Annotated in this window: 18 protein-coding genes; 10 read left to right on the forward strand and 8 right to left on the reverse strand. The window is 63.7% G+C overall.

Translation table 11 applies throughout. The features are described 5' to 3' along the window. The 7 genes from E5W70_RS13710 to atzF form a co-directional block, all read left to right on the forward strand. Positions 1-664, forward strand: a 664-nt coding sequence (locus E5W70_RS13710) for an ABC transporter permease (RefSeq protein WP_292658814.1), incomplete at its 5' end; no start/stop codon positions are given. Next, complete coding sequence (locus tag E5W70_RS13715) at positions 664-1,590, forward strand: ABC transporter permease (protein ID WP_292658817.1); 927 nt, start codon at positions 664-666, stop codon at positions 1,588-1,590. The genes E5W70_RS13710 and E5W70_RS13715, both read left to right, overlap by 1 nt. A 14-nt stretch (positions 1,591-1,604) precedes the next feature. Continuing rightward, the gene (locus E5W70_RS13720) at positions 1,605-2,306 is read left to right on the forward strand and encodes an isochorismatase family cysteine hydrolase (protein WP_292658819.1); all 702 of its coding nucleotides are present in this window, start codon (positions 1,605-1,607) and stop codon (positions 2,304-2,306) included. A gap of 10 nt (positions 2,307-2,316) precedes the next feature. Beyond that, positions 2,317-3,849 carry an ABC transporter ATP-binding protein gene (locus E5W70_RS13725; RefSeq protein WP_292658821.1) on the forward strand — a complete coding sequence of 511 codons (1,533 nt, stop codon included), beginning with the start codon at positions 2,317-2,319 and terminating at the stop codon, positions 3,847-3,849. Continuing rightward, positions 3,849-4,517 (forward strand): isochorismatase family cysteine hydrolase, encoded by a 669-nt coding sequence (locus E5W70_RS13730; RefSeq protein ID WP_292658823.1) that lies wholly within the window; start codon positions 3,849-3,851, stop codon positions 4,515-4,517. Before E5W70_RS13725 ends, E5W70_RS13730 begins: the two co-directional genes overlap by 1 nt. Next, a complete protein-coding gene (locus E5W70_RS13735) occupies positions 4,510-4,860 on the forward strand; it encodes a cupin domain-containing protein (protein WP_292658825.1) in 351 nt (116 codons plus the stop codon). Before E5W70_RS13730 ends, E5W70_RS13735 begins: the two co-directional genes overlap by 8 nt. Further along, the gene (gene atzF, locus E5W70_RS13740; protein WP_292658827.1) at positions 4,857-6,665 is read left to right on the forward strand and encodes an allophanate hydrolase; all 1,809 of its coding nucleotides are present in this window, start codon (positions 4,857-4,859) and stop codon (positions 6,663-6,665) included. The genes E5W70_RS13735 and atzF overlap by 4 nt, the downstream gene beginning before the upstream one ends. Positions 6,666-6,670: 5 nt before the next feature. On the opposite strand, the gene E5W70_RS13745 is transcribed toward atzF, so the two are convergent. Further along, on the reverse strand, positions 6,671-7,228 hold the full coding sequence (locus E5W70_RS13745) for a cytochrome c (protein ID WP_292658830.1): 558 nt from the start codon (positions 7,226-7,228) through the stop codon (positions 6,671-6,673). Next, positions 7,225-7,623 carry a Cu(I)-responsive transcriptional regulator gene (cueR, locus tag E5W70_RS13750; protein WP_292658836.1) on the reverse strand — a complete coding sequence of 133 codons (399 nt, stop codon included), beginning with the start codon at positions 7,621-7,623 and terminating at the stop codon, positions 7,225-7,227. The genes E5W70_RS13745 and cueR overlap by 4 nt, the downstream gene beginning before the upstream one ends. A 263-nt stretch (positions 7,624-7,886) precedes the next feature. Between cueR and E5W70_RS13755 the strand changes: the two genes are divergently transcribed. From E5W70_RS13755 to E5W70_RS13765, 3 genes are read left to right on the forward strand one after another with little or no spacing between them, the layout of a single operon-like run. Further along, positions 7,887-8,954, forward strand: a complete 1,068-nt coding sequence (locus E5W70_RS13755) for a type III polyketide synthase (RefSeq protein WP_292658903.1) — start codon at positions 7,887-7,889, stop codon at positions 8,952-8,954. Further along, the gene (locus E5W70_RS13760; RefSeq protein WP_292658838.1) at positions 8,951-9,664 is read left to right on the forward strand and encodes a methyltransferase domain-containing protein; all 714 of its coding nucleotides are present in this window, start codon (positions 8,951-8,953) and stop codon (positions 9,662-9,664) included. Before E5W70_RS13755 ends, E5W70_RS13760 begins: the two co-directional genes overlap by 4 nt. After that, positions 9,661-10,881: an NAD(P)/FAD-dependent oxidoreductase gene (locus tag E5W70_RS13765; protein ID WP_292658841.1), complete on the forward strand. Its 1,221-nt coding sequence runs from the start codon at positions 9,661-9,663 to the stop codon at positions 10,879-10,881. Before E5W70_RS13760 ends, E5W70_RS13765 begins: the two co-directional genes overlap by 4 nt. Before the next feature lie 122 nt (positions 10,882-11,003). On the opposite strand, the gene E5W70_RS13770 is transcribed toward E5W70_RS13765, so the two are convergent. The 6 genes from E5W70_RS13770 to E5W70_RS13795 all read right to left on the reverse strand — a co-directional run bounded on the left by E5W70_RS13770 (position 11,004) and on the right by E5W70_RS13795 (position 14,407). After that, positions 11,004-11,168, reverse strand: coding sequence for a hypothetical protein (locus tag E5W70_RS13770; protein WP_023720633.1), 165 nt, complete (start codon positions 11,166-11,168; stop codon positions 11,004-11,006). A 118-nt stretch (positions 11,169-11,286) separates the two neighbouring features. Beyond that, on the reverse strand, positions 11,287-11,760 hold the full coding sequence (locus tag E5W70_RS13775) for a hypothetical protein (RefSeq protein ID WP_292658850.1): 474 nt from the start codon (positions 11,758-11,760) through the stop codon (positions 11,287-11,289). An 89-nt stretch (positions 11,761-11,849) separates the two neighbouring features. Next, positions 11,850-12,629, reverse strand: coding sequence for a DsbA family protein (locus tag E5W70_RS13780; RefSeq protein WP_292658852.1), 780 nt, complete (start codon positions 12,627-12,629; stop codon positions 11,850-11,852). A gap of 51 nt (positions 12,630-12,680) precedes the next feature. Next, positions 12,681-13,364 carry an SCO family protein gene (locus tag E5W70_RS13785; protein ID WP_292658855.1) on the reverse strand — a complete coding sequence of 228 codons (684 nt, stop codon included), beginning with the start codon at positions 13,362-13,364 and terminating at the stop codon, positions 12,681-12,683. A 67-nt stretch (positions 13,365-13,431) separates the two neighbouring features. Next, positions 13,432-13,959, reverse strand: a complete 528-nt coding sequence (locus E5W70_RS13790; protein WP_292658858.1) for a TlpA disulfide reductase family protein — start codon at positions 13,957-13,959, stop codon at positions 13,432-13,434. Positions 13,960-13,966: 7 nt separating this feature from the next. Next, positions 13,967-14,407 carry a DUF411 domain-containing protein gene (locus E5W70_RS13795; RefSeq protein WP_292658860.1) on the reverse strand — a complete coding sequence of 147 codons (441 nt, stop codon included), beginning with the start codon at positions 14,405-14,407 and terminating at the stop codon, positions 13,967-13,969. Positions 14,408-14,416 lie beyond the last annotated feature (9 nt).

Consider the following 14,416-nt stretch of genomic DNA (forward strand, 5'->3'; position numbering starts at 1 on the left):
CCGCCACTACCGCGCCGTCAATGAAACCATCTCCAGCCTGCTGATGGCCTATATCGCCATCGCGCTGATGAACCATCTTGTCGAAGGGCCGCTGCGCGATCCGGCCTCACTCAACAAACCCTCGACCGAGCCGCTGGCGGATGCCTACCGCATCGGGAACATTCCAGGCATGGACGTGCACTGGGGCCTCGTCGTCGGTATTCTCGCCTGCGTCCTGTCCTGGCTGCTGATCGAAAAGACGCGCTGGGGGTTTGCCGCCCGCATCGCCGGCGGCAATGTCAGGGCGGCCCAGGTGCAAGGGCTTGCCGTCGGGCCGCTGATCGTCGGCTTCACCGGGCTGGCCGGCGGCTTTGCCGGGCTGGCCGGCATGCTGGAGGTCGGCGCCGTGCAAGGCAGCGCCAACGCCTCGCTCGCCGCCGGCTACGGCTATACCGGCATCCTCGTCGCCTTCCTTGCCCGCCACAATCCGCTTGCCATCATCCCGGTCGCTTTCCTGCTCGGCGGCATCGGCGCCTCCGGCGGGCTGATCCAGCGCCGCATGGACCTGCCCGACGCCACCGTGCTGGTGCTGCAAGGCATGCTGTTCGTCGTCATCCTGTTCAGCGAAACCTTTTATGGCCGCTTCAAGGTCTTCAATCCCGATCTGTGGAAGAGGGGCTGCTGATGGACGCGACCGAGATCGGCCTGTGGGGCGTGCCGCTTGCCATACTCGGCGGCGCCATCCGCGTTTCGACGCCCTTCATCTTCGTCTCGCTCGGCGAAGCCATCACCGAGCGCTCCGGCCGCATCAATCTCGGCCTCGAAGGCACGCTGGTCTTCGGTGCCATGACCGCCTACGCCGTCGCGGTGATGACCGGCTCGCCATGGCTCGGCCTGGTGGCCGCCGCCGGTGCCGGTCTTTGCTTCGGCCTGTTCCATGGCTGGATCTGCAAATTCCGCGGGGTGAACGACATCGCCATCGGCATTGCGCTGATGCTGTTCGGCTCGGGTCTCGCCTTCTTCTTCGGCAAGGCGTTCATCCAGCCCTCGGCGCCAGACCTGCCGGCCATCGCCTTCGGTGGCTGGTCGAACATTCCGCAGGTGCAGGCAGCGCTCAACGTCAATGTGCTGTTCCTCATCGGTGCTGCACTTGCCGTGTTCCTGTGGTGGGCTTTCCGCAACACCCGCGCCGGGCTGATCGTGCGCGTCGTCGGCGACAGCTCCGATGCGGCGCGCGCCATAGGCCTCAATCCGAACACCGTGCGCCTGCTTGCGACAGGTGTCGGCGGCGCGCTCGCCGGCATCGGCGGCGCCTATCTGTCGCTTTATTACCCCGGCAGCTGGACCGAACGCATCTCGTCGGGGCAGGGCCTGATGGCGGTGGCGCTGGTCATCTTCGCGCGCTGGAACCCGCTCGGCTGCTTTGCCGCGGCACTGTTGTTCGGCGGTGCCGGCGCGCTAGGCCCGGCACTGCAATCGGTCGGGGTGACGCAAGGCTACTATCTCTTCTACGCCGCGCCTTACATCCTCACGCTCATCATCATGATCGCCACCTCGTCGCCGAGCCGCACGCTTGCCGGCGCGCCGGGCGAGTTGTCGATCACCAAATGACTGGAGTTTTTCCGATGAACGCCAGAGCCGAGATCACCCAGCGCTACATCGACGCCGACCCTTATCCATGGCCCTATAATGGCGAGCTGCGGCCGGACAATACGGCGCTGATCATCATCGACATGCAGACCGATTTCTGCGGGCCGGGCGGCTATGTCGATCATATGGGCTACGATCTTTCGCTGGTACGGGCGCCGATCGAGCCGATCAAGTCGGTGCTCGCAGCCATGCGGGCCAAGGGCTACACCATCATCCACACGCGCGAGGGCCACCGGCCCGATCTCGCCGACCTGCCGGCCAACAAGCGCTGGCGTTCGCGCCGCATCAACGCCGGCATCGGCGACCCCGGACCTTGCGGGCGCATCCTGGTGCGCGGCGAAGCCGGCTGGGACATCATCCCCGACCTCTATCCGGCGGCGGGCGAACCGATCATCGACAAGCCGGGCAAGGGATCGTTCTGCGCCACCGATCTGGAGCTGATCCTGCACCAGCGTGGTATCGAAAACATCGTGCTGACCGGCATCACCACCGATGTCTGCGTCCACACGACGATGCGCGAGGCCAATGATCGCGGCTTCGAATGCGTGATGCTGGAGGATTGCTGCGGCGCGACCGACTACGGCAACCATCTCGCTGCAATCAAGATGATCAAGATGCAGGGCGGGGTGTTCGGCGCGGTATCGAACTCGGCGTCCTTCGTCGCGCAACTGCCGTAAGGACACGACCTTGAGCGGAAGCATCGGCAAGAAAGCTGTCGGCGTCGAGACCATCGGCATGACCATGCGCTTCGGCGCCTTCACCGCGCTGGACGACGTCTCGATCAAGGTGCCGGCGGGATCATTCCATGCGCTGCTCGGCGAAAACGGCGCCGGCAAGTCGACGCTGGTCAAATGCATGATGGGTTTTTACCATCCGACCGCCGGCGACATGCTGGTCGATGGCCGTGAGGTCGCGATCGCCAGCCCCAAGGACGCCTCGGCGCTCGGGCTCGGCATGGTCTACCAGCATTTCACGCTCGTCCCGTCGCTGACCGGTGCGGAGAACCTGGTCATTTCGCGCGAGAAGGTGCCCGGCGTCATCGACTGGCGCAAGGAGCGCGCCGCGCTTGCGCAATTTATGCAGCGCATGCCGTTCAAGCTGCCGCTCGACGTCAAGGTTGCCGAACTTGCCGCCGGCGAGAAGCAGAAGCTCGAAATCATCAAGCAGCTCTATCTCGGCCGCAGTTTCCTGGTGCTCGACGAGCCGACTTCGGTGCTCACTCCCGGCGAGGCGCAGGAAGTGCTTGGCCTGGTGCGCGACATGACCAGGACCGGCGACCTTACCGTGCTGATGATCTCGCATAAATTCCACGAGGTGACGGCCTTTGCCGACGATATCACTGTGCTGCGCAAGGGCAGGCTGACCGGAACCGGCAAAGTCTCGGAGCTTTCGCACAAGCAGATGGCGGCGATGATGATCGGTGACCAGCCGATTGCAGCACTCGACAGCCGCGCTCCGGTGCCGGCCGGCGCCAGGCAGGTGCTGACGGTAAAGTCGCTGAAGGCACCCGACCGCACCGGCTTGAAAACCATCGACATCGGCGAGCTCGATGTGAAGTCCGGTGAGATCGTCGGCGTCGCCGGCATCTCCGGCAACGGCCAGAAGGAGTTTCTCGAAGTCCTTGCCGGACAGCGGGCGCGCAATGGCGGCGACGTTCTGGTGAAAGGCTCGCCCTATGGCGCCAGCCGCAGCGAGGCGCGCACGCTCAATGTCCGCTTCATTCCGGAGGAGCCGTTGCGCAATGCCTGCGCACCGAAGATGACGGTGGCGGAAAACATGGCCTTCCGCACCTTCGACCTCAACGAGGCCGGCAAGCCGGTCAACTGGATCAGGATGAGCGCAATCAGGGACTACGCGGCCCGTCTGGTCGAACAGTTCAAGGTCAAGACGGCCTCGCTCGCTTCGCCGATTTCGTCGCTCTCGGGCGGCAATGTGCAGCGCGCGGTGCTCGCCCGCGAACTGACCGGCGAAGTCGATCTTCTCATCGTGTCGAACCCCTGCTTCGGCCTCGACTTCTCCGCCGTCGCCGAAATCCGCGCCCGCATCATGAAGGCACGCAATGCCGGGGCGGCGGTGCTTTTGATGTCGGAGGACCTCGATGAGCTGCTCGAGCTCTCCGACCGTATCTTTGTTATGTCCGACGGCGCGCTGGTCTACGAGACGCCGATCGCGCAGGCGAGCGTGCAGACGATCGGCGAGCACATGGCGGGACATCACTGATGACGGAGATCGAGGCGCTGCCGTTTCCGTTTGCCTTCAGGCCTGAGGCGATGGCGCTGGTCGTCATCGACATGCAGCGTGATTTCGCCGAACCCGGCGGCTTCGGCGCCAGCCTCGGCAACGACGTCAGCCGGGTCACGGCTATCGTGCCGACAGTGAAAAGGCTGATCGACGGATTTCGCGCGGCCGGCCTGCCGGTGATCCACACGATGGAGTGCCACAAGGCAGATCTTTCGGATCTGCCGCCGGCCAAGCGCAATCGCGGCAATCCGTCGATCCGGATCGGCGATGTCGGTCCAATGGGTCGCGTGCTGATCGCCGGCGAGCCGGGAACGGCGATCCTCGATGAACTTGCCCCATTGCCCGGCGAGATCGTCATCGAAAAGCCGGGCAAGGGCGCGTTCTATGCCACCAGCTTCGGCGACGACCTGAAGCGGCTCGGCGCACAGCAACTGGTCTTTGCCGGAGTGACGACGGAGGTCTGCGTGCAGACGACGATGCGCGAGGCCAACGACCGCGGCTATGAATGCCTGCTGGCGGAGGATGCCACTGAGAGCTACTTCCCCGAGTTCAAGGCGGCTGCCCTGGCCATGATCAGGGCTCAGGGCGCCATCGTCGGCTGGACGGCGACGACAGACCAGGTGCTCGAGGGGATTGCCAATGCCTAACATTGCATACCAGGCTCTCATCCAAGGGGGCTGGCGTGATCTGACATTCGAGCCTTTTCGCGAAGGCATTACAGCGCATTGGCTGCTCAAGGGTGGACCGATGGACCCGTCGGTCGCGATCCTGAACTACCGGGCCGGCGCCAGCGTGCCGCGTCATCGCCATGCCGGGCTGGAATCGATCATCGTGCTGGAAGGCACGCAGAGCGACGAGAACGGCGATTATGCCGCGGGCAGCGTGATCCTGAACCTAGTCGGAACCGAGCATTCGGTGTGGACGAAGGATGGCTGCGTCGTGCTCATCCAGTGGAACCTGCCGGTAGTCATTCTGGGCGAGGCCAAATGAGCGACATCCACTTCGATATAGCGAGCTTGCACGCTGCCTATCAGGCCGGCATCGGCATCGGCGAGATGATCGATGCGGTCGATGCGCGGCTCGCAGCGTCCGATGACCCGGGCATCTTCATCCATCTGGCGAGCAGAGCGGAGATGCTTGCCGAGGCGGAAAAGCTCGGCCCGTTCGATCCCGTGGCAAAGCCGCTGTGGGGCGTGCCGTTCGCGGTCAAGGACAACATCGATGTTGCCGCCATGCCGACGACGGCCGGCTGCGCGGAATATGCCTATTTGCCGGCGAAAGACGCCACCGTCGTCGCGCGGCTCAAGGCCGCCGGCGCACTGGTCGTCGGCAAGACCAATCTCGACCAGTTCGCCACCGGCCTGGTCGGTGTGCGCACGCCCTATCCGATCCCGAGGAATGCGATCGACCCGAAACTTGTGCCGGGCGGCTCTTCATGCGGCTCGGCCGTCGCAACCGCGCGTGGCATCGTCTCGTTCGCGCTCGGCACCGACACCGCCGGTTCGGGGCGCATACCCGCCGGCCTCAACAACATCGTCGGGCTGAAGCCGAGCGTCGGCGCGCTATCAGCCGCCGGCGTCGTGCCGGCCTGCCGGACACTCGATTGCGTCTCGGTCTTCGCGCTCACCGTCGATGACGCCTATCAAGTGTTCGAGGTCGCGGCGGCAAACGACGATGCCGATCCCTATTCGCGTTACCTCGGCATCCAACCGCTTACCGCGTGCCCGCCGGTGCTGACGGTTGGCGTGCCGGCCAGGGCCGACTGGACGTTCTTCGGCGACGAGGCGATGCAGGCGGGTTTCGAGGCCGCCCTTGCCTCGCTGGAGAAGCTGGGCTGCCGCGTGGTCGAAATCCCGTTCGGCGATTTCTACGCCACGGCCAACCTGCTTTATGAAGGCGCCTGGGTAGCCGAGCGTTACGCCGCGATCAGGGACTTCATGGATGCCAACGAGGCCGCCATGCATCCGGTGACGCGGCAGATCATCGGCGGCGGGCGAAAACTTTCAGCCGCGGACGCCTTCAACGGGCTCTATGCCTTGCAGGCCTACAAGGCCAGGCTTGCGCCGGTCATCACCTCGGTCGACCTATTCTGTGTGCCGACCGCGCCGACGCACTACACGGTCGAAGCGGTGTTGGCTGATCCGATCGTCACCAACAGCCGGCTCGGCACCTACACCAATTTCGTCAACCTGCTCGACATGTGCGGCATCGCCGTGCCGAGCGGAACACGCAGCGACGGTCTGCCGATGAGCGTCACCTTGCTTGCCGCGGCGGGCAAGGACCACCTGACGGCGTCGCTTGCCCGCGACATCCATGCGGCAAGCCGCCTTTCTCTGGGCGCTACAGGCTGGCCGCTGCCGCCGCGTGGCGATGTTCGTGTGGACGTGGATGAAGGCACGATCGAGCTGGCCGTGGTCGGCGCCCATCTATCGGGGATGGCCCTGAACGGCCAGTTGCAGCAGCTCGGCGCGATTTTCGCCCGGGCTGCGAGAACGGCGCCGCTCTACCGGCTTTACGCGCTCGCCGGCCAGTCGGTGCCTCGACCGGGGCTCGAGCGCAGCTGCAACGGCAAGGGGACAACGATCGAGGTTGAAGTCTGGCGGCTGTCGCCGCAAGCCTTCGGCCGCTTCGTCGCCGCGATCCCGCCGCCGCTCGGCATCGGCACGCTTCTGCTCGATGACGGAACTTCGCCGAAAGGCTTCCTCGTCGAAAGTGCCGGCCTCACCAATGCAGAGGAGATTTCGCATTTCGGCGGCTGGCGCAATTTCATGGCGGATCAGCAGCTGCGGAGCTGACGCTATCACTCGACCTTTTGCCGGAACTTCGAATGGCAGCTCGAGCAATCCTGCAAGATGAGATGCAGGAGGTGCTCCGCCGGCAATTTATTGGGATCGGCTTCCGCGGGTGATGGTCGCTTGCCAAGCAGGCTGCCACCGCCCATTGCCAAGCCGGAAGCCATTCTCATGTCGTCGGTGATATGCGGGGGTGCCCGCTCGGCGTCGGCGGCCAGGGCGCTGGCCAGCGTTCCGATGTGGCGTGCCAGCCCTTCGAACTCCGCGCGGGCGGGGTCGATATCCGGCTTGGCGCCTGAAGGCGCACCCAATGTCGCGCTGGGGAATTCGGCAATCAGGGCAGGGCCAGTGCGGGCGCGGATGGTCTCGGCCGCCGCCTTGAAGGCCGCGGCGTCGTACGCCTGCTTGCCGTCGAACATCCCGGCGATCGCCTTTGCCGCCGCGGCCATTTCCTTCATCGAGGCCTGGCGAGCCTCGATGATCGCATCACGGCTCGAATGGGCGGCAGCGAGCACGACAGAGACGCAGGCAAGCGACAGCACCGTTACAGCTGCTGCGAGCCTCACTGGGCCGCGCCCTGTCCTGCCAGCTCGTCGATGATCGGGCAATCCGGCCGCTCGTCGCCGTGGCAGTGACTGACCAGATGGTGGAGCAAGCCGCGCAATCCGACCAGTTCGGCGATCTTCCTGTCGATCTCCACCAGCTTGGCTTTCGCGATTGCCTTCACGTCGGCGCTGTCACGTTCCCTGTCCTGGTACAGCGACAGCAACTGGCGGCATTCGTCGACCGAAAACCCCAGGCTTCGCGAGCGCTGCAGGAAGCGCAGCCGGTGAATATCTGCCGTCGAGTAATCGCGATAGCCGTTGTCTGTCCGGGCCGGGTGCAAGAGCCCGATATCCTCATAGTAGCGGATCGTCTTGGCCGGCAGGCCGGATTTTTCGGATGCGACGCCGATGTTCATGTCGGAAATCTCCTTTGTCGGAGGAAATAGACCTTCCAGTAGATGGAAGGTCAACATGATGTGGCGATTTTGGACGCCCGACGCAACCGCCCACCCGCTCCAACCGTTTTGCCTGCCAACAGCGCATACTGAACCTTCGGGAAGAAATCAGTTTTCGGAAACGTTTATCGAACAGCGCTCAAACTCGGCGCCCACTCCGGTTGCCGATGAGCAAGGACCCTCCGGCGGCACGCTACACCGTGCAGACGCCGAGGAGACAGAATATGCCGGTCAAGGCCTATATCAACCGGATCGCGACGGCGGTGCCGGAGCACGAGGTTCATCAATTCTACCTGCGTTTCGCGGCCTCCATGCTCGCGGCCAATCGCCGGAGACTCTTCGAACGCATGGCCGATCTTGCCGGCATCGAGCACCGCTATTCCTGCTTTGCGCCGGCGCCCGATCCCGAAGGACCATCCGCCGACCTGGCCGGGACCTTTATCCGCGGCGCGTTTCCCGGAACGGCGGCGAGAATGGCGATGTTCGACGATGCCGCACCTGTCCTTGCGCAAAAGGGCATCGACGGATTGCAGCTTGGCGACGACGCTTCCCGCATCACCCATCTCATCGTCACCACCTGCACCGGTTTTTCGGCGCCGGGCATCGATCTCGAGCTGGTTGCGCGCTGCGGGCTGCCGGACAGCGTGGAACGCACGATGATCGGGTTCATGGGTTGCTATGCGGCGATCAACGGCCTCAAGCTGGCCCGCCACATCGTCCGCTCCGAGCCGCAGGCCAAGGTCCTGCTGGTCAATATCGAACTCTGCACGATGCATCTGCGTGAAACCACCGAGCTGGAAAAACTGCTGTCGTTCTGCCTTTGGGGCGACGGCTGCGCGGCTGCGCTCATCACTGCCGAGCCGGCCGGCATCGAGCTCGATAGCTTTCACTGTCTGGTGGCGAGGGAACGGCGGGACCTGATGCGCTGGAATATTCGCGACCACGGCTTCGAAATGGTTCTTTCCGGCCAGGTGCCGGCGGCGATTCATAAAGCGTTGCGGAACAACCAGGCCGCCATCCTCGGCAGCCGGCCGACCGAGGCGATCGACCTATGGGCCGTGCACCCGGGTGGACGTTCGGTTCTCGACGCCGTCGAAAGGGCCTTGAAACTGGAACCCACCGCGCTGGAACCATCGCGCGAGGTGTTGCGCCGGTATGGGAACATGTCGTCGGCGACCGTCATGTTCGTGATGAAAGAGATGTTGAACGCGCCACCCGGCTTGCTCGGCTGCGGCATGTCGTTCGGACCCGGGCTGACGGCCGAAACCATGCTCTTTCGAACGGTGTCATGAGCGGCCTGGAGCATCGGCAGCTTGCGCCGGAAATCCTCGACGGACTTGCGGCCGACGATCCGCGAGCGCTGACCGCGCGTCGCGACCTTCGGCGCATCAACATGCTGATGTTTCAGGTGCCGATCATGACGTCGTTGCTGAAGAGGTTTGTGCCAAAATCGCCACGCCGCATCCTGGAGATCGGCGCCGGCGATGGCTCCTTCATGCTCGCGGTGGCGCGGCGCATGGCCAGGCATTGGCCTGGGGTCGAACTGGTAATGCTCGACCGCGTCGACCTCGTCACGGCGCAATTGCGCGGTGATTTTGACAGGTTGGGATGGAAGGCCGAAGGCGTCACCGCCGATGTCTTCGACTGGGCAGAAAAGATCGAGGGCGTACGGTTCGACGCCGTCACCGTCAATCTGTTCCTGCATCACCTCGATGATGCACAGCTCATGCATCTGTTTTCGCTGATTAGGCCGAAAGCCCCGTTGCTGCTGGCGACAGAGCCGTTGCGCGCGAAACTGGCGCTGGCCGCGACCCATCTTCTCCCGGCAATCGGCGCCAACGACGTCACACGGAACGACGCGGCGCAAAGCGTGCGTGCCGGCTTTCGCGGCAGCGAGCTTTCCGGCCTCTGGCTTGCGGCCAACGGCAAACCGGTCGAGGAACGGCGCGCCGGCCTCTTCTCCCACATCTTCGTCGGCGCCAGTACCGGCAGCGACTCATGACGCGATTGTCGACTCATGACGCGATCGTCATCGGTGCCGGCCCGGCGGGCACCTCCGTCGCGCTCACGCTGGCCCGGCGCGGATGGGCCGTGGCAATTGTGGAAAAGACCGCATTTCCACGCCGCAAGGTCTGCGGCGAATATATTTCGGCAAGCAATCTTGCGCTTCTCGACCGGCTGGAGATCGGCGATGCCTGGCGTGCCAATGCCGGCCCCGACATCCGCCGCGTCGGCTTGTTTTCCGGCGAGACCTGCGTCGAGGCGCCAATGCCACGTGCAGGAGCTGGGCCTCCTGCAAAAGCTGGTTTCGGCCGGGCGCTCGGCCGGGACATTCTCGATTCCCTGCTTTTGCAGGCGGCGCGATCGGCGGGTGTCGAAATCTTTCAGCCCTGCCGCGCCGTCGCTATCGAGCGGGATGGCGAGATGCAAGGGGTGCGAATTCAAGCCGGGGACGAAACGACGATGTTGCGTGCGCCGGTGATTGTCGCCGCACACGGCTCTTGGGAACCGGGACCATTGCCCAGCCAGCTCGGAAAGGCCAATCGCCCATCGGACCTGCTCGGCTTCAAGGCGCATTTCACCGGGTCGTCGCTCGCGCCGGATTTGATGCCTCTGCTGGCCTTCCCCGGCGGCTATGGTGGCATGGTCTCGGCGGATCATGGCCGGTTGTCGATCTCGTGCTGCATTCGCCGCGATATGCTGGCGCGGTTACGCAAACAACGTGGCTCCAAACGCCGGAGCCATGTGTCGGCCGCCGATGCGGTCTCCCGCCATCTCGTGGACTCATGCCGGGGCGTGAGAGACGCCCTGGAACCGGCGCTTCTCGACGGTCCGTGGCTTGCCGCAGGTCCGATCCGGCCGGGAATTCGCTCCTGCTACGAAGGGGAAATCTTCCGCGTCGGCAATGCAGCCGGAGAGTCTCATCCTGTCATCGCCGAGGGTATCTCGATGGCGCTTCAGTCCGGCTGGCTGCTGGCCTGCGAACTCGCATCCGCGCCAAGTGGCCGGGCAGGGCGCGAGGCCGCCGCCAGACGCTATGAGGCGGCCTGGAAAAGACTGTTTTCGACGCGGGTCTACGCCGCCGCGGCCCTTGCCGGAATTGCCCTTCGCCCCGGCAGCGCCACCTTGATGGCGGCGATCGTCCGGAATTTTCCACAGACCCTGACGTTGGGCGCGCAACTGAGCGGCAAGACCAAGCCGGTTCCAGGCTTTGCCTGACGAGTGACGCGGCGTCGTGCTGCCCTGGTCGCCTTACATGCCATCGCCACCGCTGGCAGCAACTGGCCCCTTCTCCCCGGAATTACCATCGCATAGCCGTATGCCTGAAGGTGTCTACGGCTTCAGGTTCGCAGGTATTTGACCAGGGCTGCAATCGCGAGCAAGAGGGCGACGAACACCAGGACCCAGACGAGCGCCATGCCGCCCATCATCCATGTACCCATTGGACCATTCATCATTGCAATCACCTTTACGGTCAGTGAAGGCCCGCCTTCGTCGGTAAGCATCGGCGACTGCGAAGGCAATTAGCTCGCCGGGGAATTCGGTCAAGACGACGAGGAAACCCGATCGGCCGCCCTGTCGCCCTGTCCTGCCAACCGGAGTGTCCACCACGTCCTGGTCGTCTTACATACCTCCGCCGCAGCCGTCCGAGAGATCCCAGACGTCGACGACCTGCTTGCCGGTGAAACCGTGCTCGCGGATCAGGAACTTCGCCAATCCGCCATATACTTTCCAGCGCCAGCATTGGCAGCAGCAAGGGCCTTTCTCGTTGGAATTAGCCATCGCATAGTCATAGGCCTGCTGCTCGTCGCCGGAGAGTTTCACATCGTAGTAGGGCATCATCTTCTGTGCGATGCCGGCCGGAATATCGTACGGATCGCTTGGGATCATCGCGATTTCGCGGTACCTGGACAAACCACTCACCTGCTCGGCATAGCGCTTCGTCTCCATAGGGCTGCAGCACGAGCCCGTGATCCGCGACATCGCCGGCATGGTCGCGATCGACTCCGTGAACTTGGCCGAACACGTGCTGTTGCCGTTCTGGCTGAGATATTTGAAACGGCGCACCAGATCGGAATCCTCCGCGGCGATCGCCAAATCCGGTCTCTTGAGCAAGCCCACGACCGCAGCGACGCCAAAGGCGCTGCCTAGAACAACCGTCCGTCGGGTTGGATAGCATATCCGGCTCATTTGCTGTTCCTCGCCTGCTCGATCAGTTTCTTCATCGTTGCGAGGTCGGTCGCGCCGGGGAAAATCTGCTCGCCAACGACGAAGCTTGGCGTTCCGCTGATCTTCAGCGCCTGGGCGAGTTGCGTATTCCGGTCGATCGACGCCTGGATATCGGGCCGCTGCATGTCGGTCTTCAGTTTAGCCACGTCGAGACCGACGTCGGCAGCGACCTTCAGCACGACCGCTTCGGTCACCCGCGTCTTCACCGCATACAAGGCCTTGTGGAATGCCATGTATTTGCCCTGGCGCATTGCGGCGAGAGCCGCCTTGGAAGCAAATACGGAATCCGTGCTGAGGATCGGGAATTCCTTGTAGACGATCTTGAGCTGCGGATCGTCGGCCACGGCTTGCGCCATGATCGGCGCAACCTGCCGGCAATAGGGGCAGTTGTAGTCGAAGAACTCGACCATGGTGACGTCGCCTTCGGCGTTGCCGCCGACTGGGCTCACCGGGTCCCGGAAGATATCGTCGGCCTTGGCCGCCAGGGCGGCTTTCGCCTCTTTTGCCGCAGCCTCGCGCTGGCGGGCATCGAGGCTCTGCAGCGCCTCCATGACGACTTCGGGATGCGCGAGGATATAGTCGTGGATGCGCTGATCGAACTGGTCCTGGGACATCTCGCCGGCGGCGATCGCCTGACCGTGAGGATCGAGCGCGAGCCAGACCGTTGCACCGGCCAGAACGAAGGCACGGGCCATTTTGCCGATGGCTTCGCGCAGTGGATTGGACTTGTGGATCACAGGGTTCTCCTTCCCTCTGTTTCGCCGGACCGCCGGCATGCGAATGGTGCCTCAGAACATGCCCTTGATCTTCGCCCACCATCCCGTTTCCGGCTCATGGTGCGGGCGCTCGACATTGTTGGTGAGCGCATTGACGAAGGTGACGAGATTGACCGCAGCGAAATTCAGGCCATGGAAATTCGCCTGCCAGCGGCCCTCCTTGTCGATCACATGGGTGACGGTGCCGTGCATCTGATAACCATCATCCGTCAGCGTGAACTTGTGGCCGAAGACCTCCGCCAGTCTGCGGGTTGCATCCTCCGGCTGATCCGCCGTCGTGGTCAGGAACAGCCAATTGACGGGGTCGAGCCCGTGCGCCGGCCCGTATTTGCTGAGCACGTCCGGCGTGTCCCTGGCAGGGTCGGTGGTGATGGTCACAAAGGTGACCTGGCCTTTCATCGGCGTGCCGTTCACCATTTTCTGGACTTCGGCGATCTTCTCGGCGTGCAGGGGGCACACATCCGGGCACGATGTGTAGATGAAGTGGAGGACGACCACCTTGCCGCGCAGGTCTGCCGTTCGCACGACACGCCCATCGGCGGTGCGCAGCGTGAAATCAGGTGCCGGCTTGTCGATCGTCTGGAAATATTTCTCGTCGCCCTCAAGCATGGCGTCGATTTCATCGAGTGAGTGGGCTTGGGCCTGATACGAAAAGCCCGCGGTCAGCGCCGCAATGGCAATTACGCTTAGCAGCAAACACCTCCACTCGTTCAAAGCCGATGCGACGCAGCGAGCCTTCAACCCGGACATATCTGTTCCTTTCTCACTCGGCGGCGATGCGGCTGCGGATGAAGTCGACCATGTCGGGCGCGTCCCATTCGGCCGGCCCAATCAGCCGGCCGATCTCCTTGCCATCGCTATTGATCAGCAGGGTTGCCGGAAGGCCGACGGAGCCGATGGCGAACATGGCCTTGCCCGAGGCATCGATGTTGAGGGCGAGGTGCTTGATGCCGATCTCGGCAAAGAACTTCTTCACAATCTCAGGACCGGCACGGTCCATGGACAGCGCGACGACCTCGAAATCCGGACCGCCCAGTTTCGCTTGCAGACGATCGAGCGTCGGCATCTCCTTGCGGCAGGGCGCGCACCATGTCGCCCAGATGTTGAGCAGCACGACCTTGCCGTGGAAATCCGCAAGCGTTTTCGGCTTGCCATTGCCGTCCTCGAAGCTGATTTCCGGTATGGGGACGGGCGCCTCGTGGACGACAAAGTTCTGCGGTGGCTCGGCGGCGGATGCCGGCAGCAAAAATGCCAGCAGCACGCCAATCAGGACCATGGCCAGTTTGCTCACAACAGCCTCACTCGGTCGCGTAGACGGTGGGTGCCTTGCCGTCCTTGGTGAAGGCGTAGACGACGAAGGGGCCTTGCTTCTCACCACCCATGCCTGGAGCGCCCGTCGGCATGCCGGCCAGCGTTATGCCGGTGATGGCCGGGCGTTCGGTCAAAAGCTTCTTGACGATCTCGACCGGCACCAGGCCATCGACGACATAGCCGTCGACCATCAGCGCGTGGCAGCCTTCGAGGTCGGCCGGCACGCCGGCATCGCTGCTGATCTGAGAGAGATTGTTGACCGGCTTGATGTCGATCTTGAAGCCGTTGTGCTCGAGATAGTTGGCGTAGGATTCGCAGCAGCTGCATTGCGGGTTCTTGTACATGACGGCGTTGATCGTGGCGGCGAAGGCAGGCAGCGGCGTTGCGATCAGCAGGGACAGTGCGGCTAGGCGGTAGGTCAGTTTCATTGCAGTTCT

It is taken from the genome of Mesorhizobium sp. (assembly GCF_005063415.1).
Classification (GTDB): Bacteria; Pseudomonadota; Alphaproteobacteria; order Rhizobiales; family Rhizobiaceae; genus Mesorhizobium.

Bases quoted from the DNA above. Each gene is read 5' to 3' on its own strand.
- E5W70_RS13715 (WP_292658817.1), top strand. From the start codon at position 664: ATGGACGCGACCGAGATCGGCCTGTGGGGCGTGCCGCTTGCCATACTC.
- E5W70_RS13720 (WP_292658819.1), top strand. From the start codon at position 1,605: ATGAACGCCAGAGCCGAGATCACCCAGCGCTACATCGACGCCGACCCT.
- E5W70_RS13730 (WP_292658823.1), top strand. From the start codon at position 3,849: ATGACGGAGATCGAGGCGCTGCCGTTTCCGTTTGCCTTCAGGCCTGAG.
- E5W70_RS13735 (WP_292658825.1), top strand. From the start codon at position 4,510: ATGCCTAACATTGCATACCAGGCTCTCATCCAAGGGGGCTGGCGTGAT.
- atzF (WP_292658827.1), top strand. From the start codon at position 4,857: ATGAGCGACATCCACTTCGATATAGCGAGCTTGCACGCTGCCTATCAG.
- cueR (WP_292658836.1), bottom strand. From the start codon at position 7,623: ATGAACATCGGCGTCGCATCCGAAAAATCCGGCCTGCCGGCCAAGACG.
- E5W70_RS13755 (WP_292658903.1), top strand. From the start codon at position 7,887: ATGCCGGTCAAGGCCTATATCAACCGGATCGCGACGGCGGTGCCGGAG.
- E5W70_RS13760 (WP_292658838.1), top strand. From the start codon at position 8,951: ATGAGCGGCCTGGAGCATCGGCAGCTTGCGCCGGAAATCCTCGACGGA.
- E5W70_RS13765 (WP_292658841.1), top strand. From the start codon at position 9,661: ATGACGCGATTGTCGACTCATGACGCGATCGTCATCGGTGCCGGCCCG.
- E5W70_RS13770 (WP_023720633.1), bottom strand. From the start codon at position 11,168: ATGCTTACCGACGAAGGCGGGCCTTCACTGACCGTAAAGGTGATTGCA.
- E5W70_RS13795 (WP_292658860.1), bottom strand. From the start codon at position 14,407: ATGAAACTGACCTACCGCCTAGCCGCACTGTCCCTGCTGATCGCAACG.